General features: G+C 61.8%; 23 protein-coding genes. 8 read left to right on the plus strand and 15 right to left on the minus strand.

Annotated elements, in window-relative coordinates; translation table 11 throughout:
* Positions 1–16 precede the first annotated feature (16 nt).
* The 11 genes from LDB29_RS26155 to LDB29_RS26205 all read right to left on the minus strand — a co-directional run bounded on the left by LDB29_RS26155 (position 17) and on the right by LDB29_RS26205 (position 9,182).
* Positions 17–553 (minus strand): S26 family signal peptidase, encoded by a 537-nt coding sequence (locus tag LDB29_RS26155; RefSeq protein WP_373886398.1) that lies wholly within the window; start codon positions 551–553, stop codon positions 17–19.
* The gene (locus tag LDB29_RS26160; RefSeq protein ID WP_257558470.1) at positions 534–1,184 is read right to left on the minus strand and encodes a type-F conjugative transfer system protein TrbI; all 651 of its coding nucleotides are present in this window, start codon (positions 1,182–1,184) and stop codon (positions 534–536) included. Before LDB29_RS26160 ends, LDB29_RS26155 begins: the two co-directional genes overlap by 20 nt.
* On the minus strand, positions 1,177–1,515 hold the full coding sequence (locus LDB29_RS26165; protein WP_257558472.1) for a hypothetical protein: 339 nt from the start codon (positions 1,513–1,515) through the stop codon (positions 1,177–1,179). The genes LDB29_RS26160 and LDB29_RS26165 overlap by 8 nt, the downstream gene beginning before the upstream one ends.
* A 4-nt stretch (positions 1,516–1,519) precedes the next feature.
* Positions 1,520–4,111: a type IV secretion system protein TraC gene (gene traC / locus LDB29_RS26170; protein WP_257558474.1), complete on the minus strand. Its 2,592-nt coding sequence runs from the start codon at positions 4,109–4,111 to the stop codon at positions 1,520–1,522.
* 1 nt (position 4,112) lies between these two features.
* Positions 4,113–4,649 carry a hypothetical protein gene (locus LDB29_RS29490; protein WP_373886399.1) on the minus strand — a complete coding sequence of 179 codons (537 nt, stop codon included), beginning with the start codon at positions 4,647–4,649 and terminating at the stop codon, positions 4,113–4,115.
* Between the two features lie 314 nt (positions 4,650–4,963).
* Positions 4,964–5,830: a DsbC family protein gene (locus LDB29_RS26180; protein ID WP_257558476.1), complete on the minus strand. Its 867-nt coding sequence runs from the start codon at positions 5,828–5,830 to the stop codon at positions 4,964–4,966.
* Positions 5,817–7,142 (minus strand): TrbI/VirB10 family protein, encoded by a 1,326-nt coding sequence (locus tag LDB29_RS26185; RefSeq protein WP_257558479.1) that lies wholly within the window; start codon positions 7,140–7,142, stop codon positions 5,817–5,819. The genes LDB29_RS26180 and LDB29_RS26185 overlap by 14 nt, the downstream gene beginning before the upstream one ends.
* A complete protein-coding gene (locus tag LDB29_RS26190; protein WP_257558481.1) occupies positions 7,142–7,945 on the minus strand; it encodes a type-F conjugative transfer system secretin TraK in 804 nt (267 codons plus the stop codon). Before LDB29_RS26190 ends, LDB29_RS26185 begins: the two co-directional genes overlap by 1 nt.
* Complete coding sequence (locus tag LDB29_RS26195) at positions 7,942–8,508, minus strand: type IV conjugative transfer system protein TraE (protein ID WP_257558483.1); 567 nt, start codon at positions 8,506–8,508, stop codon at positions 7,942–7,944. The genes LDB29_RS26190 and LDB29_RS26195 overlap by 4 nt, the downstream gene beginning before the upstream one ends.
* Before the next feature lies 1 nt (position 8,509).
* Entirely contained in the window at positions 8,510–8,800 is a 291-nt protein-coding gene (traL, locus tag LDB29_RS26200) for a type IV conjugative transfer system protein TraL (protein ID WP_257558485.1), read from the minus strand.
* A 61-nt stretch (positions 8,801–8,861) separates the two neighbouring features.
* Positions 8,862–9,182: a hypothetical protein gene (locus LDB29_RS26205; RefSeq protein ID WP_257558487.1), complete on the minus strand. Its 321-nt coding sequence runs from the start codon at positions 9,180–9,182 to the stop codon at positions 8,862–8,864.
* Positions 9,183–9,847: 665 nt separating this feature from the next.
* On the opposite strand from LDB29_RS26205, the gene LDB29_RS26210 reads away from it, so the two are divergent.
* Together LDB29_RS26210 and LDB29_RS26215 are read left to right on the plus strand one after the other, a co-directional pair.
* Positions 9,848–10,348: a hypothetical protein gene (locus tag LDB29_RS26210; protein ID WP_257558490.1), complete on the plus strand. Its 501-nt coding sequence runs from the start codon at positions 9,848–9,850 to the stop codon at positions 10,346–10,348.
* A gap of 159 nt (positions 10,349–10,507) precedes the next feature.
* Positions 10,508–11,830, plus strand: a complete 1,323-nt coding sequence (locus LDB29_RS26215; RefSeq protein ID WP_257558491.1) for an Hsp70 family protein — start codon at positions 10,508–10,510, stop codon at positions 11,828–11,830.
* A 315-nt stretch (positions 11,831–12,145) separates the two neighbouring features.
* Here LDB29_RS26215 and LDB29_RS26220 read toward each other — a convergent pair whose 3' ends face one another.
* Both LDB29_RS26220 and LDB29_RS26225 read right to left on the minus strand, forming a co-directional pair.
* Positions 12,146–12,841, minus strand: coding sequence for a response regulator transcription factor (locus LDB29_RS26220; protein ID WP_257558493.1), 696 nt, complete (start codon positions 12,839–12,841; stop codon positions 12,146–12,148).
* Positions 12,838–14,493, minus strand: a complete 1,656-nt coding sequence (locus tag LDB29_RS26225) for a HAMP domain-containing sensor histidine kinase (RefSeq protein ID WP_257558495.1) — start codon at positions 14,491–14,493, stop codon at positions 12,838–12,840. The genes LDB29_RS26220 and LDB29_RS26225 overlap by 4 nt, the downstream gene beginning before the upstream one ends.
* A gap of 214 nt (positions 14,494–14,707) precedes the next feature.
* Between LDB29_RS26225 and LDB29_RS26230 the strand changes: the two genes are divergently transcribed.
* The 3 genes from LDB29_RS26230 (at position 14,708) to LDB29_RS26240 (ending at position 18,454) form a co-directional block, all read left to right on the plus strand.
* A complete protein-coding gene (locus LDB29_RS26230; protein ID WP_257558497.1) occupies positions 14,708–15,082 on the plus strand; it encodes a hypothetical protein in 375 nt (124 codons plus the stop codon).
* Between the two features lie 25 nt (positions 15,083–15,107).
* Positions 15,108–16,274, plus strand: coding sequence for a hypothetical protein (locus LDB29_RS26235; RefSeq protein WP_257558499.1), 1,167 nt, complete (start codon positions 15,108–15,110; stop codon positions 16,272–16,274).
* 113 nt (positions 16,275–16,387) lie between these two features.
* Complete coding sequence (locus LDB29_RS26240; protein WP_257558501.1) at positions 16,388–18,454, plus strand: autotransporter-associated beta strand repeat-containing protein; 2,067 nt, start codon at positions 16,388–16,390, stop codon at positions 18,452–18,454.
* A 39-nt stretch (positions 18,455–18,493) separates the two neighbouring features.
* Here LDB29_RS26240 and istB read toward each other — a convergent pair whose 3' ends face one another.
* Both istB and istA read right to left on the minus strand, forming a co-directional pair.
* Positions 18,494–19,261 (minus strand): IS21-like element helper ATPase IstB, encoded by a 768-nt coding sequence (gene istB, locus LDB29_RS26245; protein ID WP_054944222.1) that lies wholly within the window; start codon positions 19,259–19,261, stop codon positions 18,494–18,496.
* Positions 19,258–20,712, minus strand: coding sequence for an IS21 family transposase (istA, locus tag LDB29_RS26250; RefSeq protein ID WP_218036328.1), 1,455 nt, complete (start codon positions 20,710–20,712; stop codon positions 19,258–19,260). Before istA ends, istB begins: the two co-directional genes overlap by 4 nt.
* Before the next feature lie 209 nt (positions 20,713–20,921).
* Between istA and LDB29_RS26255 the strand changes: the two genes are divergently transcribed.
* The 3 genes from LDB29_RS26255 to LDB29_RS26265 all read left to right on the plus strand — a co-directional run bounded on the left by LDB29_RS26255 (position 20,922) and on the right by LDB29_RS26265 (position 22,747).
* Positions 20,922–21,659: an AraC family transcriptional regulator gene (locus tag LDB29_RS26255; RefSeq protein ID WP_257558047.1), complete on the plus strand. Its 738-nt coding sequence runs from the start codon at positions 20,922–20,924 to the stop codon at positions 21,657–21,659.
* Positions 21,660–21,755: 96 nt separating this feature from the next.
* On the plus strand, positions 21,756–22,202 hold the full coding sequence (locus LDB29_RS26260; RefSeq protein ID WP_257558049.1) for a hypothetical protein: 447 nt from the start codon (positions 21,756–21,758) through the stop codon (positions 22,200–22,202).
* Positions 22,203–22,291: 89 nt separating this feature from the next.
* Positions 22,292–22,747: a protease inhibitor Inh/omp19 family protein gene (locus tag LDB29_RS26265; RefSeq protein WP_257558051.1), complete on the plus strand. Its 456-nt coding sequence runs from the start codon at positions 22,292–22,294 to the stop codon at positions 22,745–22,747.
* The last annotated feature ends 548 nt before the right edge of the window (positions 22,748–23,295 follow it).

A 23,295-nucleotide genomic window follows, 5' to 3' on the forward strand; every position in this document is an offset into this window, starting at 1 on the left:
CTGGGCGAGGACGACCTCACAGGATCGGTACTCCGGTGCCGATGATCTGGCTTTTGCAGACAAATCCGATTTCAGCGTAGCGGCTGTCGAATCCATCCTTATGGGAAGAGCCTGCAAAATAGCATTCGGGTGGAATTGAGCCTGTCCTGCCGGGGGTCAATCTTTCTCCAAGCCGGGTGCGCGATTTCATCGCCACGACCGGACGCCCGTTGATCGTTACAAGGGACCCTTGATGCGCCACAACATCTCCCGGCATCCCCAACACAAGCTTGCCGAAGGGCTGGGCCTTTTCGCCAAAATGCCGGCGGAGTAGCGTGCCGGAAGGCGGCATGAAGAAAATATAGTCACCTCTCGCCGGCATGCGGCCTCGCTCAATGGCGAACGCCCAGTTAGGCAGGGATTGCGTCAAGTTGATTAGCAAGACGTGCGAATTGCGCCATTGCTCAAGCGCGCCCAACACAAGACAGGCACCAACAATGCCGGCCAGCATCAGCCATCGACGCTTCGCATGCCGCCAGGTCGCACGCACGTCCTCACCGCGGCTCTGCGCCATCGGCCCCTCCAAAGCTTGTCACCAGCGCGCCTGTGCTGTTGATCGTCTTATCCATGTCACTCTCGGCACGCGGGCGTGCCTGCGCCATGGGATCATGGGAACGCAACGGCGCGACACGGTCCGGACCTCCCGCTCCCGGGGAGGTGACAGCCGTGTCCGCGCGGGTCGGGGTGGTGCGCGCGCTTGCCTCTTTGGGAAAGGGAATCCCCGCTCCGTAGACCGCCTTTTTGACGCTTTGGGTAATATCCGGCACGTTCCGGCTCAGCACCGCTTCCCCGGCCATGACCACCTGCCCATCTTTGGAACGCCGGTGCAGCTCGCCTTCAAGGGCTCCCATGAAGCGGCGTGTCTCGGCCTCCACTTGTTCAGGCGGTGACGCCGAACGTGCCTGTGCCTGTACATATTCACCGACGATGGTGGACAGCCGGGCGGAAACGATATGATCCCGCTGCGGCGCAAGAAGCGTCTTGGTCACCCACATCGCCCAGACCAGGGCCAGAAGGATCAACGTCCCGGCAAGCAACTGGGCGCGTGAATAGCCTGCGAAAAAAGCAGGTCTGCGCCGCGGCGCAGGGAGAGGAGGCGCGGAGGGTGGGACGAGGCCAAGATCGAGTTGGGCGGGGTCAGACATGGGGAATACGATGCCTTCGCAAGAAGATGATGGCGCACGACAGGATGAGGTGGGAAACCACAAGCAGCATCTGGAAGGACCGGACACGCTCGGCATCCGCGGCGAGATAGCGGGAGGACAGATTGGCGAGTTGATGCATCATGCCGCCCAGTGAAAATCCGCCAAGGCAGAGGAAGGCGAAGAGGAAGAGACCCCAGGTGATCAGGAGCGTGCCAGCGACGAATGCCGCCACGTCCAGAATGAGAAAGGCAAGGTCGTTCACCCCCCTTCCCGGGCGGCCGCTTGCGGAGACCTCGTGATCGGGCTGCACCCTGTCGGGATGAACGAGCATCGTCCTACTCCGCGGCCCTGGCGACCGGCTCCGGTCCCGGGGCGCCCGACCATTTTTCAGGAGCATCGGGAAAGGCGACGCGTTCGATCGCCTGGTCCATGCTCAGGCCTTGTTCGACAAGATGCTCGATCGCAGCGAAGGTGTCGGGCGAGGAGGAAAAGAGCGTCGCTGAATAAGGATCGAGAACGAGGCGGCCAACGGTCACCGTTTCGGGACCCTTGATCATGATATCGGAATATTCAAAGCCATTGCGCTTGAGAGAGCGCAGCAAAGCATCGGTATAATCGTCCATCTCGAACCGGTCATGTTTCCTGAAATCCGCGATGGTTTCGGGTTTTTGCTGAAGAATGACGAACCAGTCGCTATTCTCCAGAGCGGCAATGGCGCCGTCGGACTTGTAATAGTCGTTGAGGGACTGGGTGGCGGTCACCAGCGAAGCCCCATATTTGCGGCAGGTGCGCGCATAAGTCTCGATGAATTCCGCCATCGCCCCGCCCCGCAGCATCTGCCAGGCTTCATCAAGCAGCAGCGCCTTGGGGATCGCGCGATCCACCTTGCGCATCATTTGCTGGGAAAGGAACATGATCGCCGTCAATACGACGCTGCGCAGCTCCTCGCGCGAAGAGAGATCGGAAAGCTCAAATACGGTCAAGGCGGCCGACAGTTCGAACGAGACCTCTCCTTTGAAAAATCTGCCGTAGGTGCCGTGTGACGAGAAGGGACCCATGGCGATGCCAAGGTCTCTCGCCATCTGGTTGCCGGTCGCGTCGAGGGCGTTTATGACATCGTCGATCGAACCAGATCGTCCTTGCTCTTCCCAGACACGGTTCACCGCGCCATCGATCAGCCCCCGTTCGGTATCGTTCAGCCGGTCGACATGGCGCGCCATCTGGTTCACGATGGCCTTGAGCATTGCCATGCAATCGAGCAGATAGTCCTCGTCCTGCGCTGCCTGCGCCGCATCGATCATGCTGAAGGGGTTGAGGCAGAAGCCTGCTGACATGGTGAATTCGACGAACGCGCCACCCTGCAGTTTTGCGGAATGTTCAAAAGAGCGGCCGTCATCGATCACGACCACCCGTGCGCCCGCGCCGCACAGGGAGGCGCATAGTTCCTGGAGGGCGACGGATTTGCCGGATCCTGATTTGCCGAATACCGCGACATTATGATTGCCGGCCCTGTTCTCGAACGGGCTCCAGAAGAAGGGTTGGCCCCGGCGGCCGACAAGCAGCATGTGCGGAACGCTTCCTCCAAGATATTCGCCCTGCAAGGGCGCGAGATTGGCGGCGGTCGTGGTGAGCATGGTGCGCATGCGTTTCATGCGCTCCAGATCCTTCGACAGCCCGTTCGCCATCGTCATGGGCATGGCGCACAGAAGGCCCATGATCTGGAGATAGCGGTCATCGAGCAGGTCCCAGCCCGCAGCGCGATACACTGATTTGAGGATGCGCTCATGGGCATCGCCCTTGCCCTCGGGCGAGAAGGCGGTCACCGAATAGAACAGGCGCACGAGCTTGCGTCCTTGCTTCATCTCATCATTCACATGACGCCATTCCTGGCTCTGTTCCTTGAGCTGGGGCAGGAAACGCGCCGACTTGCTGTCCGCCAGGCTTGTCGAGCGCATATATTTGAACCCCGCCTTGCTCGCCGCGGCCTCCACGTCGGGAAAATCGATGCACAGGTTGGTCGAGACCGGACAGGGCATTCGCAGCTTGTCGGTGAACATGTCGCCGATAAGGCGCGCGACATCCCAAGGCGCCCAGCGCTGTGGTAAATTGCGGACGGAAAACGCCCGGACGTCGAAGCAGTCGGGATAAACTTCGCCAATTTCAGGCGTGCCGTCGCACTCCCTGCCCGTGGGACGGAACCGCTCGGTCCGCAGCAATATGCGGTCCGCTTCCACGCGCATCTCGATGTCCCGGCGGATCGCCTGGTCGGCGATGCTATCGTAGGGACTGTAGCTGACGGCATCCTCACCGGGCGCGGTCGTGGGAGATGTGATGTCATCGATCCACGCGATGAGGGCGGGCGGATCCATGTTGCGGGCACTGACATTGACCGAGGCGAGCGCCGACACGAGGCCGTCCATCACGCCGATGATGTCCTCGTTTGAAACCCGGGAATTTTCCGGCGTCGAATAGGAAATGGCGACCCGGTGATTGCGCAGGAAGAACGGCGCGTCGGCGGAGAGGGACGACCAGACCCCTTCCGTCATCAGGCCGATGCGGTGCTTTGCCATCCGCTCATAAAGGCCTCGTGCCCTGTAACGCGGGACATACCAGCGCGAGAGCAGCTCACTCACGCGCGGGCTCATCCATTGATGGATCTGGAGGCAAGCCGGCGCGGGAATGGCCTCGGAGAGAAACTGCGCCAGTATCTCCCCGCTGCGCTCATCAGCGCCAACCATGGGCGCCATCTCGAGGACGAAGCCGCGCGAGGCGCTGTTGTAGAATATGCCGCTTTTCGCATCATAGCTGCGATAGGGAAGCCAGTGCGCCAGCATGGGCACGCCAAGCGCTGGGCGTTCGGCCTCGGGCCGCTGCGTCCGGGCCAGCCACGAGGACATCAACCTGTCCAGAACCCCTCTCTCCCCCATGTCATTCGCCCTCCCTGGCGAAGGCTGGAAAAAGTCCGGCATCCGCCGGTGCGGGCGATGCCGCCTTGGGCTCCTCGAGGGACGCCTGACCGATCGCTGATCGCTGCTCGACCAGGTTGGGCGAAGCGGCCTTTTCTTGTCCCGGGATTGATGCTTCGCCGGCGGATGCTTGCAATGCAGGCGCGCCGTCCTTGCGGAGGGCGGACGGCCTGCTCCTGGCCGGCGAGGAGGAAACTCGCAGCCGCTGCTGCACATCGGCCTTGATCCGGGCGAGGGGATCGGCAGCGCGCATCCGCGCCGCAGCAACGGCGCCCGGGTCGGGAAGGTCAGGATCAGTCGCGGTCGGCACGTCACCGTGGGTTCCAGCAGTCTCTACGCGCTCGATCATCTGCGGAGCGGCGGCGAGCGCATTGCGCACGGGCGACGGCCCGGACGCGGTCGCCCGCCATTCGCCGGGCGCGACCACCGCATGAATCGCACTGGCCTCATGCAGCCTCCCCATCTCGTCGACATGCGCCGGGAAGACAATCCGCATCACGCGATCACCGGTTCTCCGGGCGCCGGCCGCGTCCAGGCCGTGCGCGGCCCTTGTCCGGCCGGTTGGAGCTGTCTCACCTGTTCCTCGCGTACGAGGAAAGATGTCCGCGGCGGTCGCAGCGGAGGGATCGTCAATGATCATCGCAAGCGCGCGGTCGTCGATGACCGCGCTCGGTGCGCAGATCCCGTCGGGCGCCCTGCAGGCAAAGCTGCCCTTGATATTGCCTCCCATGCCCACGCATCCAGGCAAAATGGCAAGGACAAGGCAGCCGGCGATAGCGCCTACGCCTGTTCGCGGGGCCGGCACGGCCCGGCTCATGGCCGCGCCTCCATGAGCCAGCTTTCAAGAAATGCCTTCGGCCGATAGCCCTCCAGCACCGATCCATCCGCGCGCACGATGACCGGCGTGCCATTGAGCCCGTTCTTGCGCGCGAAGGCCTCGTTCGCGTCCAGGCCGCTGGTATCGCAGGCGGGAGACGCCTTGACCGGATTTCCCGCGTAGACCGCATGCAGCGCAGCTTCCTGGTTTGGCGCGCAATAGACCCTCTCCGACAGGTCGCGACTGCCGAGCGAGGAAATCGGCCGTTCGATCACCTTGACGTTCATCGATCGCAACACGCCCGAGAGCGCGCGGCAATAGCTGCACCGGAAGTCTGAGAAGACCGTCACTGCCGGCGCAGCCTTGTTGCCCCAGACGATAGCGCCATCCTTGGGCAGTTGCGCAAGCGAGAGGATGCGGGGAGATTGCGGCACGGTGTTGGACTCAGCGGCGGCTGTGGCGATGGCTTTTCGCGCGTCCCCGCTCGTGGCCGCGGCATTGGCCGACGCGGCGGCGCCGACCAGCATGTCCGGGTTCATCTCCAGCAGCCGCGCTGCCGTGACATCCTGCCGGGTCTGCATGTCATAGATGCGCCCGATGATGAGATAGCGCGCGGAACCATCGACATAGAAGAGGTTCGCGCCCGCCGTGATCTCGCAAATGCCCCTCACCTTCGCGCAGTTCACTTCGCTCACCTGGGTCTTGGGCAACCGGGTCTTGAGCAATGCCCGCACGGCGGTGTCGGAGGGACTTGCGTCTGCCGCGAGGGCGAGGCTCGCAAGGCCAAGACACGCAGTTCCCATCACGATGCGGGAGACCCGGGCGAAGCCGAAAAGCTTTCGAAGCACCTTAATTGCGGACATAAACACCTTCCAGGAAGACGATTTCCACGTCGATGCCGGTCGGCATCTCGATGACCGGTTGATATTGCTCTGCGCGTTCGATCAGATATTTGGAGACCATGTCGCCGGTCTGGGCGACGCCTTCCCCCAAACCGCCCTCCAGGATTTCCGAGGTCGACAGCTTGTCCCGCTTGCCGCCGGTACTGATGTTGGTTCCCTGGAAAACGCTGTTCGCATTGGCTGAAAAGCCGCGCCCGAAGCCGCCGACCAGTCCTGCCATGAAGGCCTGCGTGACAAGGGAACCCTCACGCGAGACCACGCGGCCCCGCACCCCGGTCTTGCCGCCGAAGGCGATGAACCCCTTAACCTCCGAAACGGCATAGCGGCCGCCCGGTTGGGGGCAGGTCATCTTCTGCAGCTTTACGTAGACCTTTTCGCTTGAAAGATCCCCGCGCGCCGCCCCGTTCACGAGACAGCCTTCGATCCTGGTGGTGAGGAGCTTGCCATTGGTGAAAACCGAACGGGCAGGACCTGTGATGCGCAGGACGACGGGCAGCGGATCGGTCTGGCTGTTGACCCCGGCGCTGGCATCGACGCCGACGATGACGCGCGCGCGGGCGAAACTGTTGGGCGGCAGATAGTTCGGGCTGTCGGTATAGACGGTGTTGCCTTTTTCGATCTTGGAAGCTGTTCCCGCATCGGCGCTCGAGAAGCTTACCGTCTTCACCTCATGGCTTCGCACGAGGGCGCCTGGCGATCCCTTGCCATCGGATGGTTCGGGCCGCTGGTAGGTTTGTGTGCCGCCTGGCCCGTAGAGCGCACCGGGTCCGGGATCCGGCGCCTTACCGGCAGGGTTCTGCGCAAGTTGGCGCTTGAGCTGTTCATTCTCGGCCTGATAGGCGCTAAGCACCCGCTGGCCATCGGCCTGCATGGCTTCATTCTGTCCTTTCAGGGCTTCGATCTGGGCAGCTAGCGCGTCCACGCGCTGCTGCTGGCCGCCAAAAGCCTTGAGCTGGTTTTCCTGGGCCTCGAACTGATTTTCCGACCGCGCCATCCACTCCTGCTGGGAGAGATTGCGGTTGACGAGATCCTGTGTGGAAACGGTGACCTCGCTGACCCCTTCCTCGTCGGGTTCAGTCTTCTTCTCGCCGCCGCCGAATATCCAGAAAGATGAGGCAAGCAGGCCGGCAAGGGACAGACCGGCAAGCAGGTTCCGCTGTCTTATCCGCACGGCTTCATTGCCGCCAAGGTCGCCTGGGACCGGCGAAACATCCTTCCCCGAGTCGCCCTCAACCGTCTTGCGCCTGAAGGAAAACAGATCGGAAACCGCCATCAGGGCCTCCCGTTGCGTGATACGAGATAGGCGGTCGTCACCTGGCCTGGACCCAGGCGAGGCTCGGCAATGGAGATTGCCAGCGCGTTTGACGGGGCGATCGTCCGCTCGTCGAGCGCAATCTGCTCCTTGCCCAGATTCTCGATCCTGAGCATCCGCCCGCTCAGGTCCGCGCCCAGATATTCCGCGATCATCTGGACCTTGAGGTCGCCGACCGACACCGGCCTCAAGGATGGCTGCCGTCTTTCATACCCGTGGACGTCGCCGTTCCGGGCCATGGCCTCTATCAAGGCCACTGCTGCACCCCGCGGTTCGGCCCTGTCCTCAAGGCCGCTTCTCTCGTCCTCTTCCCGCGCGATCGCCGGGTTGGAGACGAAGACCTGCACAGCCTTGTCTCCCTCCACCCGGCACATAAACTTATAGACAAATCCGCGCTTGCTGGTGCCGAAGAAGGACAGGACGGGCCGACTAAAGCCGTCGGGCACGGAGAGATAAATATCGCCGCGAACCGGCTCGTTGACGACGGTGAAATCGGCGGCAGGATTGCCGGTGGCAATCTTCGACACGCTCGCGAACTGGTCGGCGACGAGGCTGATACGCGTGAGATCCCTCGCCGAGGCGTGACAATCGACCTGCGCGCTGTCCGCAGCCATGATCGTCTGGTCGGCAAGAACAGGTTCGCTTCTGAACAGGAACGCAAGAACCAGCAGGCCAAGGCCGGTCAGGCGGCTCGTCGGGCACGCGGCGCGGGACGCCAGAACCATCCCGGTCGCAAGGCTTGCGAGGAGAAGGATCGACATCATTGATCCTTCCCTTCCGGCTTCCCGACAATGCCGAAACCGATGAGCTTGAGGCTGAGGCCGGTATATTCCCAGTCATAGCGGAAAGTCCGACTTTGCCTGGAGACCACCTTGCTTCCAACAATGGTAGTCAGATCGCCGGTCACTTCGGAACGGAGATTGCGGGTGTCGATCTTCATCGACTGAATGGTGAAGAACTGCGCAATGGAGGATCCGCGCTGCTCATCGACAATCTTGAGCAAATCGGCCTTGATCCTGCCCTGGACTTGCGGCGCGGTTATCGCGAGGACTGCTTCGAGCCAATAGTCCAGGTTCTGCGGGCTGCGATTGAGCGTCAACAGCACGACATCACGCGTAATCATCTCGAGATAGTCCCGAGACACGCCCGAAGAACTGAGCGTCAGCGGCGCACGCAGTACCGGCTGCAGCACAATCTCACGATCGCGGGTGCCCAGAACGAACAGCAGTGCAAGAGCAAGCAGGCCAAGGGCGAGGACGCCAAGTGCGAGCAGGTTGCGCTGCCGCAAGACCTGCTGACTTCGAGAATGCTGATAGGCAATGTCCATGTCAGCCTGCCATCAGTCTAAGATAGGAGGGTGGCGTGGCCCGCAAACCGGTGAAGCCGGCAGGCAGATGCCAATAGGCCATGTGCAGGAGCCAGGATACCGCGCGACCTGCCTTTGCTTTCCGCAGACCCCACCAGCCTGCCGCGGCTAGCGCCATGCCGATGAGAATATGCTGAGACAGGATGCCCCATATGAATGGCATGACCATTGCCAGGAACTCATCGAGCGTCCACAGCCCGATCAGCTCGGGATCGTCGAGATGAGCCGGGATACCATATCTGTCCTGCGCCATGTCACCACCCTCCCCGACCGCGCGACGGGGCGATCTTCGCCCCGAAGGCGACCGGAACCAGTCAGATCGTTGCCGTTACGGTCGAGGTGACGATCGGTATGCCCGTGCCCGCTCCCACGCCCACGCCTACGGGGATGGCGATCTGGCCGAGAGAGAAACGGCCCGAGGCGAGGCCGACGATACCGCCTACCAGGGAGAGGATGGTGATGATCCGTCCGCCCGAGCCTTCAAGAAATCCGGTGAAGGTGTTTTCGGCGGTGTCAAAGGTTGCGTCCGCGCCCGCGAAAGCCGGGGCGGCGAACATCACAAGCGCGAGCGCGAGAAGGACGATGGCGAACATAGCTGCTTCCGCGCGTCCGGCCGATTTGAGGAGAGACTGCATGAAGTTTCCTTCCAGTGAGCGGCACAGTCGATCTGCGCCTGACACAAAGGCTGCTCCGCGCTTTGCCGGTTGTTCAAGTCCGGCAAGGTTCCGCGGTATCCATTTCATGCAAAAAAATGTCGATCTGCCCTGAAATCGGACGCCCTGTCCCCAAAGGAAGGACATCCGTCAATAAAGGAAGGACGAAAATTTCCTTGATTTGAGGACATCTGTCCCAGTTCTGAGGACAGGTATTTTTTTCCTTCGCTATTGGGTGATTCGATTTACTGGGAATTAGATCTCTTTTCCTGAATATAGTCCGAATGCCGTCACTTCGCGGGGGAGGCACGACCTAAGAATAGGTTTTATCTGAAAATGATTGTGGTGGGGCGACGGGCGGGGTTTCACGCGGCGCCCTTCCCGCATTACGCGATGTAACTGAAAATAGCGCCGAATGTGACCTGAGCGATTCGGCCAGGACGATGCTGGCACTGTTGGCAGAGGGTCGGTTGATGAGTGGGAGAGACGCGTTCGGCCCACCCGATTCCGCTCCAGGCGCAAGGTGCCGGGATGCATTCACAAGCATTGATGCAGGTTGAAAGAAAAATGTCACAAATGCTCTTGCTGAATCGAACAATATCTGTTCAGTTCGCGAAACTTGTGTGAATGGTCATAAGGGGGAAGTCGTGGATTTCACGCTACCGATCGCTAACGCTCAATCCATCCGTCATGCCGTAGAACAGGAACAGGCCGTTCTGATCGACTGGCTCCTTAAAGAGATCGAGCGTGGCAGTATGACGCTCCGCGATCTTTCTTTCGCGAGCGGACTTCACAAGACACGTCTTGGCTATATTCTTCATCGCGACCCGGTAAAACGCAGGGTAGCGCAAAATCCGGAGATCCTCCTGGTGTTGAAGGCCATGGATCTCAATCCCATCGAGGCTTCGGTGATGATCGAGGCAAGCCGTTATGCCGATGAAAGCTTCAATACCCTCTTCGGCCTGCTTGCCCACCTCTATGTCGCTCTGCCGAGGAAGATCATGAATGCCATCAAGGAGATTCACGGCCTTGATGGATCGCTTATCCGACGGGAATGGGCCGAGGCCTTGGCGACAGGGATCGCCAACAGGCTGAAGGATGTGCTGATGCAATGTCATATGCGCCGGGACGCGTTCATGGATTTTTGATCCTTCGGCATGTTGCTGGACTGTATGGCGCTGCCTTCACGGCACTGCGGATCATGCCGCGTTTTAGCTCCGCCGATAGCTGGAAGCTTGCGCGCCGGGGGGTGCATGCGATAGCCCCCGGCCCGCTGCCTCATCCACCGCATCGCACGGACAAGACTCATGACTGCGCTCGCTCGTTCCATCGGCATCGACTTTGGCACCACCAATTCGGTGGTTGCGGCGGGTCGTGGGAATGGCGAGGCCACGATGGTGACCTATCCGGCGCCCGGCAACACCGGCGCAATCTTCCGGTCCGCTCTTTGTTTCTGGGAGGATCATGATGCGCCTTTTGGCATTGCGCGCGAAGCAGGCCCATGGGCCATCGCTGAATTCCTCGAATTCCCGCATGGCAGCCGCTTCCTGCAATCCTTCAAGTCCGTCGCCGCGAGCAGTGCATTCGAGCATGCCACCATCTTCGACAAGCGGATGCGGTTCGAAGATCTGGGTCATATCTTCCTCGAGCGTTTGCGCGCGCACGCCGGCGAGGCGCTGAGGGATCTGCCGCCCCGGGTCATCGTCGGCAGGCCGGTCCGCTATGCGGGGCAGCGCCCGAACAACGCGCTCGGCCGGGAGCGGTACGACCTCATGTTCGCCGCGCTCGAACGTGAGGTACATTATGTCTATGAGCCATTGGGCGCGGCGTTCAGCTTCGCCTCGCGCCTCACAGAACCCGCCACGTTGCTCGTCGCGGATTTCGGCGGAGGGACCAGCGACTTTTCGGTCGTGCGGATCGAAGCGCCTGGGGAAGCGCGGCGCTGCACGCCGCTCGGGTCCGCAGGCATCGGCATAGCGGGCGATCGCTTCGACTATCGTATCATGGACAAGCTGGTCCTCCCCCTGTTGGGCAAGGGCGGCACATACCGGTCCATGGGCAAGACGCTGGAAATAGCTCCCGGCCATTTTGCCGATTTTGGCGACTGGGCCCATCTCGCACTGATGCACAACCGCCGCACGCTGGCCGGGCTGGAAAAGCTCAAACGCGTAGCGGACGATCCTGCCGCAATCGGCCGCATGATCGCTGTCGTCGAAAATGAGCTTGGCTATCTCCTCTACGACACTGTCGGGCAACTCAAGCGAACGCTCTCTGCGCAAGAGCATGCGCATTTCCACTTCGACAGTGCGGGCGTGCAAGTGGACGCGGAGGTCGGCCGGGCTGATTTCGAAAGCTGGATCGCAGCCGACCTGGCGCGCATCGATGCGACAGTGGACGTGGCGCTGGGACGCGCCGGCGTAGCGCCTGGAGGGATAGATCATGTCTTTCTGACCGGCGGCTCCTCCCTGATTCCCGCCGTACGCCGCCTCTTCGAGCAGCGCTTCACCACCAGTCATATCGCAAGCGGGGATGAACTGACCTCTATCGCCCATGGCCTTGCCCTGATCGGCCAGGAAGAGAGTGTCGCCCAGTGGGCGGTAGATGAGAAGGATGACGTCATTCAGGAGTAAACGAAAGCCGGAACGCAGCCGTGGCAGCAGCGATCGGGCGCCTGCTGGCGTCCACAAGAACCTGTAGACCATCGATCCGGATCCGCGGCCTCGTGCCTGGGAGACTCTGCCGCGCCGTCGGACTCACGACCGTCTCACGATAGGCGGCCGGCATCGCAGCATGCAAATGGGGCAATCCGCCGTTCTCACCAGTGGCCTTGTTAACAAGAGCCGATCAAGCCCGCTTTTGCGGGCCAGGCTTCTGACCTGCCTGCAACAAGCGAGGATCGCGCCGTCATGCCCTGTGTTGGCGCAAGGCCCACAGATGTGGATGATCTATCTCTCCATTACTGACGCGGTGAACGAATAGCCCACCCCGTAGACGACTTCGATAGGCGCGCGCACCTTCAAGCGGTCCTCGATCTTGCGGCGCAGCCGGCTCACGATCGCATCGAGATGGCGATTGTCGAAACTGGCCTTGGGCCTGGCCAGTGCCGCGATCAGTTCCTCTCGTTCACACACGTCGCCGCCGCGCCTGCACAATGCGCTCATGAAGGCTAACTCGGTTGCGGTGAGCTTGAGCGGGGGCTGGTGAGGAACGGTCAACGTCCAGTTCGTTCGATCAAGCACCCATTGGTCGTCAATGCCGTTTGCAACATCGGGCAGATCGTCCATTCGCCGCAGCAGGCTTCGCACCGCCGCCTCGATTTCGCGCAATGTGCTGTGCTTGACGAGGTAGATATCCGCTCCGCTGTCGAACCCTCTTATGCGATCATCGCTGTCCCCCAAAGCCGTCAGCATGATGATGCCGCACGACTGGGACCGGCGTATTTCTGCGGCCAGTTCAAAGCCATTGCCGTCCGGCAGCCCAACGTCGAGAATGACAATGGCTGGAGGATTTGGCTGGGCCAGTTCCTGGCGCATCTCCCGCGCCGTTCCGACCCCTCTTGCCGCAAGGCCGGTGAGTGCAAGGAAATCAGCCAGGTCCTGGCGCAGCCGCGGCTCGTCCTCAACGATCAGAATATGCTTCACGCCGCTTCCCCCTGGACCATGCTTTGCTCCCACGCCACCTGAGGATGGGGCACTCGTACGCTCGCGATGGTGCCGCCCGCCTCTCCAGGACGCAGATGCAGCGTTGCGTTGTGATAGGTCAGTAACTTTCTTGCAGAATATAGCCCGAGGCCCGTTCCCATGATTCCCTTGGCGTTGGAGGCGCGGAAGAAGCGGCGGCCGATCCTGTCGATTTCAGCTGCCGGAATACCCATTCCCTGATCGCGGACCTCGATCACGACCGATCCTTGCTCTTCTCTCGTCTCGATCCGGATCGGCTGGTCGTGGGGCGAATATTTAAGGGCGTTGTCGATGAGGTTGATGACCACGGTCGCGAGCATGTCCGGGTCCACGCAGAAGCACAAGGTTTGATCCTCCATGGTGAAGAGCAGCCGATCGCCCCTGCCGGTCATATCGAAATGCAATCGCACATCGCCCAGCAGGGAGCCGACCTGCATTCGTTCGGGCTGAAATCTGCTGTCCTTGTCATCCGCCATGAAACGATCGATGAGGGAAAACAGGCGATCAAGCGCCTCGGATATGCCCGAGAGCCGTTCACGCGTGGCTCCGGGCGATTTATCGCCGACCAGCCCGATCATGTCAGCCGCGTTGCGAATGACCGCTAGCGGCGTGCGGAACTCGTGACTGACAACGCGCATGAAATCGGCCTGTTCTTCCCGAAGCGCGCGTTCGACCCCAAGGCTTGCGCTCAGCCGGCCTTCCAGTCGCCCCCGCTCCTCAATCTCCTCCAGCAAGGCCTGGTTCTTGTCCCGCAGGTCCGAGGACAGCCTTAAGCTCACCATGAACAGCAGGCAGGCGAAGAGGGCGATGAGGAACAAGGTGGCCTGCAGCAGATACCATGCGTTGCGATCCGCCAGGATCGGACCGCTCTGGAATTGCGAGGGCAGGTAGACCTCGATGACGCTCTGGGCGAGGCTGGCGAGCATATATTCTGCAAGGACGCTGATCGTGATCCATCGCAGCAGCATTGGCTGCGTCCGGTCACGCAGCAGTCCCAGGCACATCATCGACATGATGACGAGTGTCACGAACGTCGAGGCATGGATGCGGGTGGCGACGTCATTGGGATCGTTGGTGAGCGCCGCGCTCCAGGCTGCGACCTGGAAGATCAGGAGGGAAATGCCGATCCAGCTATGGCGGGGCTGGCCAAGGAACCTCGCCAGCCCTTCGGCGAGCAATATAAGGCCAAGCTTGATGGTCGTGTTGTGGACGATGATGGCCCAGGCTGCCGGCTCGTCCCCGCGAAGGACCATCCACAAGACCCCAGCGGCGATGGCGATGAACCCGGCGGCGAGGAACCGCAGCTCGTAGAGATGCCGCCATGCACGCCAGACAAAGATCCACACCACCGCCTGCATGCTGGCGGTGGCGAACAGCACGACCAGGATGGTTCGAAGATCAAGCATCACCGAATATGTGCATAGGGGGTCGCTCCATCGCCCTGGATCGGGCGATCTTGAAAATCGCAGCAGTTCCGCTGCAAGGCAAGCGCCGGTGCGGGCTGCAAGATTCAATAAGAATTCATCAGAATTGATGGCTGGAATTATCGAGCTTTTACATCTAGTTAGATTCCATTCAAATGGCGCGCGGGCCGGGCCGAATGGAACCGGCATGTAATGGACGAGCCGGTGGTTTTTGCCACTTGCGGGGGGAGCGATTGTCCATCGGTACATCCAGTCAGGCCAAGGCGTGCCGGGTCCGACGGTCCCTTGCAGCGGCGGTATCATGCAGGGATCGGGCCTATGGCCGTCCCGCGTCGCAAGGCTGGCCTGCTTGCTGCTATCCCTTTCGCATGCCTGACGGACCCAACAGGAAGGATGAGAGACGATGCCCAAAGTCCGTATCGATAGAATTGAATGCCAGGCCCAGAAGGATGCCAAAGGTGAAGCTGAGATATGGCTGCTTGCGCAATCGGACGGTGGAATGCACGTTAGATATCCGGCCGGTCCCGTTGCTGCGCAGAATATAAGCGAAGGGGGGACATGGCAGATTGGTGATCTTGAGCTTGAATTCGAGGGCTGTTGCAATCTCGCGATCTACGAGCAGGACCTGAATGTCGACATCAGCCTGACCGATTTCCAGGGCTGTGTCAGTTTCATGGCCGGTGCCGATGACCTGGTGGACAAGATCGCGACCAACGGAAGCGACAGCAGCGACAGCGGATACAGCAAATATGCGGTCGGGTTCACCAACCTGGGCTGAATATTCTCGCATGGGAGATGGCGTGATGAGTTCGACCCTGAAAGATATCATAAAGAATCGTCTGGATGCTGCGGATATCCCGCAATCCCTGCCACCGGCCGAGCAATTTTCCGAGCGCGACCGGGCTGAGGTTCGGGCGGCCTTCCCGCCGATGGATCCGCAGATTGTCTCGGCGCTCGAAGCGGCGGCACGGGCGTTGCATGAGAGCCATGCCGGCCAGGAACTGGCTCGCCGCGCGCTGGACATGACGCCGCGCGAAGTCCTCGCCCTGGCCGGCGATGTCGCGAGGATTCCGGAGATTCGCCATGTCGCTGAGCTTGCAAAACGGCCCGGCGTCTTTGCAGCTTCGCGGGTCGAGGGTGGCGGAAAGATAAAGGATCTGGTGTCCAACTATGCGCCGCAGAGCCTGATCGTGAATTTTTGCTTCATGGGCGACGCGTTCGTCGGGGTAACCGGCTTTGTTGGCTTTGCTTATGATCTGGACGATTTCAACCGCTATTCGCTCTTCATCGGTGGATCGATAGGGATAGGCGTCGATGCCGTCGTCGCGGCGGGGCAAGGTGTGGGCCTGAGCGCCAACGCCTATTCGGACATGACCGGCGCCTGCGTGGGTGCGGATATCGGGGGCGCTGCGGGCGCCGGCCTCCTGCTTGACGGATCGATCGGCTACAGCCCTGTGGCGCGGACCTATCATCCGGACCAGTGGACCGGGATCGTCTATTTCCTCGAGGGGGCCGGAGCCGGCGTGGAATTCTATTTTGGTTATACCCTGCTGCTCGTGAATCAGTCGCTTCCCGACATCTTCCAGCCGCGCGGGGCATCCCGGACCACGATCTCTCGCATCGCCTGCGAAAGAGCCGAGGATGCCATTGGCAAGGACGAGCTATATTTTGAAGTTACAACCGATGTCAGTCCCGGCAGAACCTATCGATATCCGCTCTGGGATTATTTCTCCATCGAAGAGGGCAAGAGCTGGGATGTCGGATTTACGATAAACTTCAATGCTCAGTTTGAAGTCACGCTCTACAACGCCGAAACGAACGGCGCGAACAAAATCACCAGCTTTACCGTGACATCGCAAGACATCCCGGGCCAGGGGAGCTCGAAGAGACTGGAATATGATAATGGATCGGGCATGTTTCACAATCATGTCCATTATCTTGTCGACCTCTATACCCCCAAATACGGTTAGCAGGGCGGCTTTGCTGAAGGTTCCAGGCTGACAGTCACGTCCGTTTGACGTCGCCGATATGCGCGCGCGGGTAACGAGCCTCCCGTTTCATTGTTCATCATGGAGACTTTATCATGCTTGCGTATGCGAAGCGGAACCTCTTTCGTTCAGCCGCGATTACGCGCCTACTTGCGCTGGGCACGTCGATGCTCGTCGTGTCGCCGGCGGCCGCACAGGATATCGCGACCGGCGACGGGCGGTCGGGGCCCGTCTCCTGGCTCGACCCCGCGAGCTGGGCGGATATATCGGTGCCGACAGCGGCTGACGATGTGGTCGTCAATGCTCCTCTGGGCGTGCAGGTCGCGGGCGGCGCAGCATCGAGCAGGTCGGTCGATGTCGGCTCCGGTGGCGATGGTCTGCTGATCGTCGGCACGGGCGGGACACTCGCCTCGAACGCCTTGTCCCAGAATATGCAAAGCCGACTGGGCGTCCTGGATGGCGACCGTGGAGAGGCCGCGGTGACCGGGGCATGGACGCTTGATCATGCGCTGATCGTCGGTGCCGGTGGCGCTGGACGATTGGGGATTTCGGAAGGCGGCCAGGTCAGTAGCATCGCCGGTATCGTCGGCAGCGACGTCCCTGCCGCAGGCACGGCCATCATCACAGGTCCTGGATCGCATTGGCAGATCAGGGACAGGCTGACCCTCGGCGTTGAGGGTCGCGGGACCCTCGTCCTTCAGGACGGCGGCACCCTGACCAGCAACGAAGGCGTGCTTGGCGGGACAGTGGACGGTGTTGGCATCGTGAACCTGTCCGGTCTCGGTTCGAGCTGGGACATGGTGGGCGACCTTTATGTCGGCCACCATGGAAGCGGCACGTTGACGGTTGCCGACCAGGGCGCCGTTTCCAGCCTGAGGGGCGTTATCGCCTATTTCGAAGGCTCCACGGGCGCGGCGACCGTGACGGGCACGGGTTCGCACTGGGCGATGGGCGACAATCTGCAGGTTGGCCGCGCAGGAACGGGCGAATTGCACATCACGGCGGGCGCAACGGTGCGGTCGCGCTATGGCGCGATCGGCGCGGAGACCAGTAAGGCGTTCGGCATCGTCGAGGTGACCGGCCCGGGCTCGACACTGACCGTGGACGATCTGCTGTATGTGGGCCGGTTCGGACGCGGTGATCTGCGGATCGGCGACGGGGGCGCTGTCCATTCGGCATCGGGCGTCATCGCCTTAGGGTCAAGCGCGATCGGCACGACGATCGTCGACGGGCGCGGCGCGCAATGGGACGTCACGAACGAACTGGTCGTGGCCAACCAGGGCGCAGGCACGCTCATTCTCGGCAATGGCGGCAGCGTCAGGGCGGGCAGCCTCGTCCTTGGCGTGAACGGGTCAGGCACCCTCACCATCGGGGCGGCTCTAGGAGAGACGGCCGTGGCACCTGGGTGGGTCGACGCGCCCACCGTCGCGCTGGGGTCGGGCAATGGCACCGTCAATTTCAACCATAGCCAGGACGGCTATCTGTTCTCGCCGGCGATCGGCGGCATGGGCACGGTCAATGTCCTCTCGGGCCGCACTGTCCTTGCCGGCGCGAACAGCTATGGCGGGACCACCACCATTGCTGAGGGGGCGACGCTTCAGGTCGGCAACGGCGGAACGGTCGGCAGTCTGGCCAGCGATGTGGTGCTGGGCGGCGGCACCCTGGCCTTCGCGCGGAGCGACCCGTTCGCCTTTGACAGTGTCATCTCCGGGACCGGCCATGTGACCCAGTCGGGCGGCACGCTCATCCTTTCGGGTGCGAGCAGCTTCACCGGCGACGTCACGGTCACTGGCGGCACTTTGCGCCTCGCAGTTCCCGGGGCTTTGGGGGATGAGGGCAACATGCTGGTGCTCGGCGCCGCCACATTGGAAGCTGGTGCGTCGATCATGCTCGCCCAAAATCTCCAGGTCGCCAGTCCTCATTCGAACACCATCGATACGAGCGGTTTCGACCTTCGCCTCAGCGGCGTCATCGCCGACGGCCCGGGCACCACCAGCGGGAATTATCTCAACAAGCTGGGTTCCGGTACACTGACCCTGACCGCCGCCAACAGCTACACCAATCGTATCGTGCTCTGTCAACGGCGGAGTAAAAGTCGGCCATTGGGCGGCGCAAAATCAGGCCGGGTGATCCGTGTGCTGGCGAGCGCCGCGAGGGCGTAGCCCGAGTGGGGGTCGCCAACACACGGATGGTCTTTTCTGTCAGGGGTTGGAGCGTGCCTTGCGCGCCTGGCTTTGGGCCAGACGATAGCTCTCTCCGTTCATCTCGAGTATGGAGACGTGGTGGGTAAGCCGGTCGAGGAGCGCGCCTGTCAGGCGCTCGGAGCCGAACGTTTCGGTCCACTCGTCGAACGGCAAGTTGCTGGTGATCAGCGTCGAGCCGCGCTCGTAACGCTGCGAGATCAGCTCGAACAGCAGTTCCGCGCCGGTTTTCGAGAGCGGCACGAACCCCAGTTCATCGATGATGAGGAGCTTGTATCCGGCCATTTGCTTGTGGAGGCGCAGAAGGCGGCGTTCGTCGCGTGCCTCCATCATCGCGCTGACCAGCGCGGACGCGGTGGTGAAGCCGACCGTCAGGCCCTTCTGGCAGGCGGCAAGGCCGAGGCCGATCGCCACATGGGTCTTGCCGGTTCCCGAGGGACCAAGGGCTATGACGTTCTCGCGGCGGTTGATCCAGTCGCAGCGTGCCAGTTCCAGCACCTGCATCTTGTTGAGCTTGGGGATCGCGGCAAAGTCGAAGCTGTCGAGGCTCTTGGCGGCCGGGAACTTCGCAGCCTTGATCCGGCGCTCGACCATCCGGCGTTCCCGGTCGATCAGCTCCAGTTCGACAAGCCGGGCAAGGTAGCGGACGTGATCTGCGCCCTCGGCCGCGCATCGCCGGGCCAGCTTGTCATGCTCGCGCAGGAAGGTTGGTAGCTTGAGCGTCTTGAGGTGGCTGGCCAGTAACAGCTCGGGGGACGGACTGCTCATGCCGCATCCTTCGCATCGCCCGAGAGCAACTGCATGTAGGAGCGCGCCGATGTCGTCTCCACCCTGGCTCTGGGCAGATAGGGATAGATCGCCATGTCCAATCGGGGTGGTCGGCGCTCCACCCGGCACAGCAGGAGATGCTTCACGGCATCAAAGCCGATCGCCCCGATATCGAGAGCCTGCTTTACGGCCGCATGCAGATCGGCAAGCGTGAAGCTCTCCAGCAGACGCAGCACCTGCACATACTCGCGCCGACCATGCTTGCCCATACGAGCTTCCATGAGGCGGCGCAGCGTTGCAAACGCTTCGGGCAGGTGCCAGCCTTGCAGGGGCGCTGCCTGATCGAGCGCATTGATCTTCTGTTCGATCAGGGGAAGGTAATGGATGGGATCGAAGATCACGTCCTCGCGCTCGTAGCTGCGCACATGACGGGCAATGACCTCGCCCCGGCAGCCGATCACCACCTCGCCGACATAGCCCCGGATCCATACCTCCTGATGGCCGAAGCGCACCGGCACCGAGTAATCATTGGTCCGGTAACGCACCAGCGCCTGCGACGAGACCTGGCCGCTGGTCTGGTCACAAGCCTCGAACGGGGCAGCCGGCAGTTCCTGCATCGCCGCCAGATCGCGCTTCAGCCTCTCGCCGATCGTCTCGCTCTCGCCCCGCAGCCGGTCGTTCTGACGCTTGCGGCATTGCTCCTCGAGCCACAGGTTGAACGCCTCCCACGTCGCGAACCGGGGGATCGGCACCATGAAGTTGCGGCGAGCATAACCGACCAGCCCTTCAACACTGCCTTTGTCGTTCCCCCTGCCGGGACGGCCGTAACGATCGCGGATCAGGTAATGCGACAGGAAGCCGCTGAACAGCCGGGCGCGCTGCCTCGTGCCGTCGGGCAGGATCTTCGAGACCAGGCAGCGGTCGTTATCGTAGACGATCGACAGCGGCACCGCGCCGAAAAACGCGAAGGCGTGCACGTGGCCGTCCATCCATGCCTCGGCAACGGCAGCGGGATAGGCGCGCACGTAGCAGGCGTCGCTGTGCGGTAGATCGAGCACGAAGAAATGCGCCTTCTGCACAACACCGCCGATCTCGACCATGGCCTCACCAAAATCTGCCTGGGCATGGCCGGGCGCATGCGCCAGCGGCACGAACATCTCCCGGCTGCGCTGCTCGCGCTGTCGGATGTAATCCTTGATGATCGTGTAGCCGCCGGTGAAACCGTGCTCTTCGCGAAGGCGGTCAAATACCCGCTTCGCCGTATGACGCTGCTTGCGCGGAACCTGACGGTCACCATCAAGCCATGCATCGATGATCGGAACGAACGCTTCCAGCTTGGGCCGCCGCACCGCCGCCGTCCGGCGGTAACCGGGGGGCTCCGAATACGACAGCATCTTGCGGACCGTGTCGCGCGATACGTTGAAATGCTTCGCCGCCTCACGCTGGCTCATGCCGCCCGCGCAAGCAAGACGCACCTTCAGGTAAAGATCCACGGTATATATCTCCACGCCCTCCCTGCTCGCGCAAAGAAGGCAAAGTGGACGACTTTTACGCCGCCCGCAGCAGCACTTCGCCGCCGCCACCGTGGTCTAATTTTGCACCGCCGTTCTCAGCCATTGTGAGCGAGATAATCGCGCCTACACTGGAAACACTGCCGGCGATGCTCCCTAACCTTCATATCCGGCTGGCTGGAGCGAGCGGCTATGCCTTCGCCGGCGGCCCGATCAGTCCCGCGCCCAGGGTAACACTGCTGGGACCGACGAGCGCGGCCTATGCGATGGTGCTGGCGCCAGGGACCGAAATCGTGACGACGGGCCTTCTGCCCCAAGGCTGGATGGCTCTGGTCGGAGCGGCGGCGGCGGAATTGAGCGATCGCATCATCGATGCCGCCGCAATCTGGGGCGACTGGAAGATCGATCAACTGTGCGACCGCCTGGTGAGTGCGGTCGGTGACACAGCCAGGGTGGCGGTCCTGGAGTCGTTCCTGCTCCAGGAAACGCGCAATCTGTCCGATATCACTCTGGCCAGAACCGCGATGATCGATCAGTGGCTTGAACGAAGCGCCGGCCTGTCGCTCGATCTGCTATGCGCGGAACTGGGCGTGAGCAGCCGTCAAGCGGGCCGATTGACGCTTGAACTATATGGGGCTTCGCCAAAAACGCTGGCGATGAAATATCGCGCCCTGCGTGCCGCCGCAATCATGACCAGCCATGGCGAAGCCGGACTGGAGCGGGCGATGACGCCATTTGCCGATCAGTCGCATCTGATCCGCGATTTCCGGCGATTTGTCGGCTGGACGCCGACTGCCTTCGCGCGCGACCGGCGCAACGCCGCCTATGCGACACTGGAAGGGCGAAGCCGCGCTGGCGCGGTCCGGCCCCTCGCGCTGCTGAGTTGATGTCCGGTTCGTTCAATACCGGAGCGATCGTGCGCGCTATGGCGCTCTCTTCTTAAAAAGGGGCTTGGCCCCCTCCCGATGACAGAGGGCTGTCTGATGAGAAGCGCGTTCCTATCGATTGCAAGCGGTTTGATCATCCTATTGGCCGGTTGCGGCTCCTCGGACATGACCGGCGAGGACCGGGCTACCCAGCCCCGGACCGTTCCTGGCGAAATCGCTCCCCTTCCCCGCGGCACGCATGAGGTAAAAGGCCGCATTGTCACCATTCGTTTGCCCTATCGTACCACCGATAACCTGCTCTGGACGTCAGCCACCGATGTCATGGCAGCAGCTCCTTTCATGTTTCAGGACCTGGACATTCAGCCCCGGGCCGGACCTCAGGGCACGGACCTGGCGGTGTTCACCTATAAAGCCGACAAGCCGGGCACGGCAACGCTCGAATTCGGTCTCGTACCCGCGGGCACGACACTCCTGGACAATGGAGCAACCCGCCTCAAAGGCGAGCCGGCAAGCCGCTATGCCGCGAGGGTGACGGCGCAATGAGGTTGCCTCGCTCCTGTTCCCTTGGCGCTTTCGCAGCCCTGTTCCTCGCCATGGCATCAGCAGTCCTCGCTGCATCCCCGGCCGGTCGCATGGACGCGCGGCGCAATTCGTCCGCTGCCCTGCATGACGATGGCCTGTCCGATGCGCCATACGTCTACGCGTCGCGGATGAAAGGCATCTACGAGCTGGCGGAAGATCGTGAGGGCGGTCGCGCCTGCAGGATCATCCTGACCGATGAGCGCACCATCGGAGGCTATGAGGCGCAGGCCGACAATGCCTGCACCGCCCTCTTCGCCTTGCCCTGGTTCTGCGGCCATGACGACGTGATCGATACAGAGAAAAATTGCACCCCCGGGCCAACGGAAGACGTCTTTGCCTGGTTCGTCGCGCCAGATGGACAGATTGTGCTGATCGATGGTGCCCGCCAGCCATTGTTTCGCCTTACGCCCTTGTCCGACGGAATTTATTACGAACGACGAGATGACAGCAATGGACAGGAAAGCCTTAGCTTCTCCCGCGTCAGCCCGGCAGACGCCGACCGGTGAGCCAGATGTTCCATTTCGGACGGACCTGCGGCCGAGTTCAGCTGATACCGATAGCCGTTCAGTCCGGCTGCGCGAGGTCATGAAAGAAGGTTTCCAGGGAGGAAAACGCCTTGTGGTGTCATCCTCGGTGCGGTCTACCCTGGCAAAGAGACCCAACAAGCCGCCCGGCTCTCGCCCAGCTCCATGCTATTTACGCTCATGGGGCGTCCGGTTTATTTGAGCGCTTCCCTCGCCCGCCGCCCGAGACGAAAATTGCTTCGGGCGCGCTCCGATGCGTTGGGAGGAAGATCTGCCCCAACAAATCCCGCGACAAAGGCTCTTCTCTGTCCATCGCTATGCTCGACCACGCCTATAAGCGCACGAATTATCGCTTTTAGATCGCTATTCCTCACTCCGGTTGCGTAGAAAAATTGGCATGTCATGGCAAGATCATCGCATCGTCTCCTGTCAGCATATGGCTTTTCCCACGTGCACATGGATCAGGCAGAGAAAGGTCACTTGTCGCCGGTTTCAGCCGAGTTGACCTGCCCCGCGCGGACCTGGCCTGG

Source organism: Sphingobium sp. CFD-2 (genome assembly GCF_024611135.1).
GTDB classification, from domain to species: domain Bacteria; phylum Pseudomonadota; class Alphaproteobacteria; order Sphingomonadales; family Sphingomonadaceae; genus Sphingobium; species Sphingobium fuliginis.

What these genes read in the sequence shown, in the direction of transcription:
- LDB29_RS26155 (WP_373886398.1), bottom strand. Translation starts at nt 553, where the DNA reads ATGGCGCAGAGCCGCGGTGAGGACGTGCGTGCGACCTGGCGGCATGCG.
- LDB29_RS26160 (WP_257558470.1), bottom strand. Translation starts at nt 1,184, where the DNA reads ATGTCTGACCCCGCCCAACTCGATCTTGGCCTCGTCCCACCCTCCGCG.
- LDB29_RS26165 (WP_257558472.1), bottom strand. Translation starts at nt 1,515, where the DNA reads ATGCTCGTTCATCCCGACAGGGTGCAGCCCGATCACGAGGTCTCCGCA.
- traC (WP_257558474.1), bottom strand. Translation starts at nt 4,111, where the DNA reads ATGGGGGAGAGAGGGGTTCTGGACAGGTTGATGTCCTCGTGGCTGGCC.
- LDB29_RS26180 (WP_257558476.1), bottom strand. Translation starts at nt 5,830, where the DNA reads ATGTCCGCAATTAAGGTGCTTCGAAAGCTTTTCGGCTTCGCCCGGGTC.
- LDB29_RS26185 (WP_257558479.1), bottom strand. Translation starts at nt 7,142, where the DNA reads ATGGCGGTTTCCGATCTGTTTTCCTTCAGGCGCAAGACGGTTGAGGGC.
- LDB29_RS26190 (WP_257558481.1), bottom strand. Translation starts at nt 7,945, where the DNA reads ATGATGTCGATCCTTCTCCTCGCAAGCCTTGCGACCGGGATGGTTCTG.
- LDB29_RS26195 (WP_257558483.1), bottom strand. Translation starts at nt 8,508, where the DNA reads ATGGACATTGCCTATCAGCATTCTCGAAGTCAGCAGGTCTTGCGGCAG.
- traL (WP_257558485.1), bottom strand. Translation starts at nt 8,800, where the DNA reads ATGGCGCAGGACAGATATGGTATCCCGGCTCATCTCGACGATCCCGAG.
- LDB29_RS26205 (WP_257558487.1), bottom strand. Translation starts at nt 9,182, where the DNA reads ATGCAGTCTCTCCTCAAATCGGCCGGACGCGCGGAAGCAGCTATGTTC.
- LDB29_RS26215 (WP_257558491.1), top strand. Translation starts at nt 10,508, where the DNA reads ATGACTGCGCTCGCTCGTTCCATCGGCATCGACTTTGGCACCACCAAT.
- LDB29_RS26225 (WP_257558495.1), bottom strand. Translation starts at nt 14,493, where the DNA reads ATGCCGGTTCCATTCGGCCCGGCCCGCGCGCCATTTGAATGGAATCTA.
- LDB29_RS26230 (WP_257558497.1), top strand. Translation starts at nt 14,708, where the DNA reads ATGCCCAAAGTCCGTATCGATAGAATTGAATGCCAGGCCCAGAAGGAT.
- LDB29_RS26235 (WP_257558499.1), top strand. Translation starts at nt 15,108, where the DNA reads ATGAGTTCGACCCTGAAAGATATCATAAAGAATCGTCTGGATGCTGCG.
- LDB29_RS26240 (WP_257558501.1), top strand. Translation starts at nt 16,388, where the DNA reads ATGCTTGCGTATGCGAAGCGGAACCTCTTTCGTTCAGCCGCGATTACG.
- istB (WP_054944222.1), bottom strand. Translation starts at nt 19,261, where the DNA reads ATGAGCAGTCCGTCCCCCGAGCTGTTACTGGCCAGCCACCTCAAGACG.
- istA (WP_218036328.1), bottom strand. Translation starts at nt 20,712, where the DNA reads ATGAGCCAGCGTGAGGCGGCGAAGCATTTCAACGTATCGCGCGACACG.
- LDB29_RS26255 (WP_257558047.1), top strand. Translation starts at nt 20,922, where the DNA reads ATGCTCCCTAACCTTCATATCCGGCTGGCTGGAGCGAGCGGCTATGCC.
- LDB29_RS26260 (WP_257558049.1), top strand. Translation starts at nt 21,756, where the DNA reads ATGAGAAGCGCGTTCCTATCGATTGCAAGCGGTTTGATCATCCTATTG.
- LDB29_RS26265 (WP_257558051.1), top strand. Translation starts at nt 22,292, where the DNA reads ATGGACGCGCGGCGCAATTCGTCCGCTGCCCTGCATGACGATGGCCTG.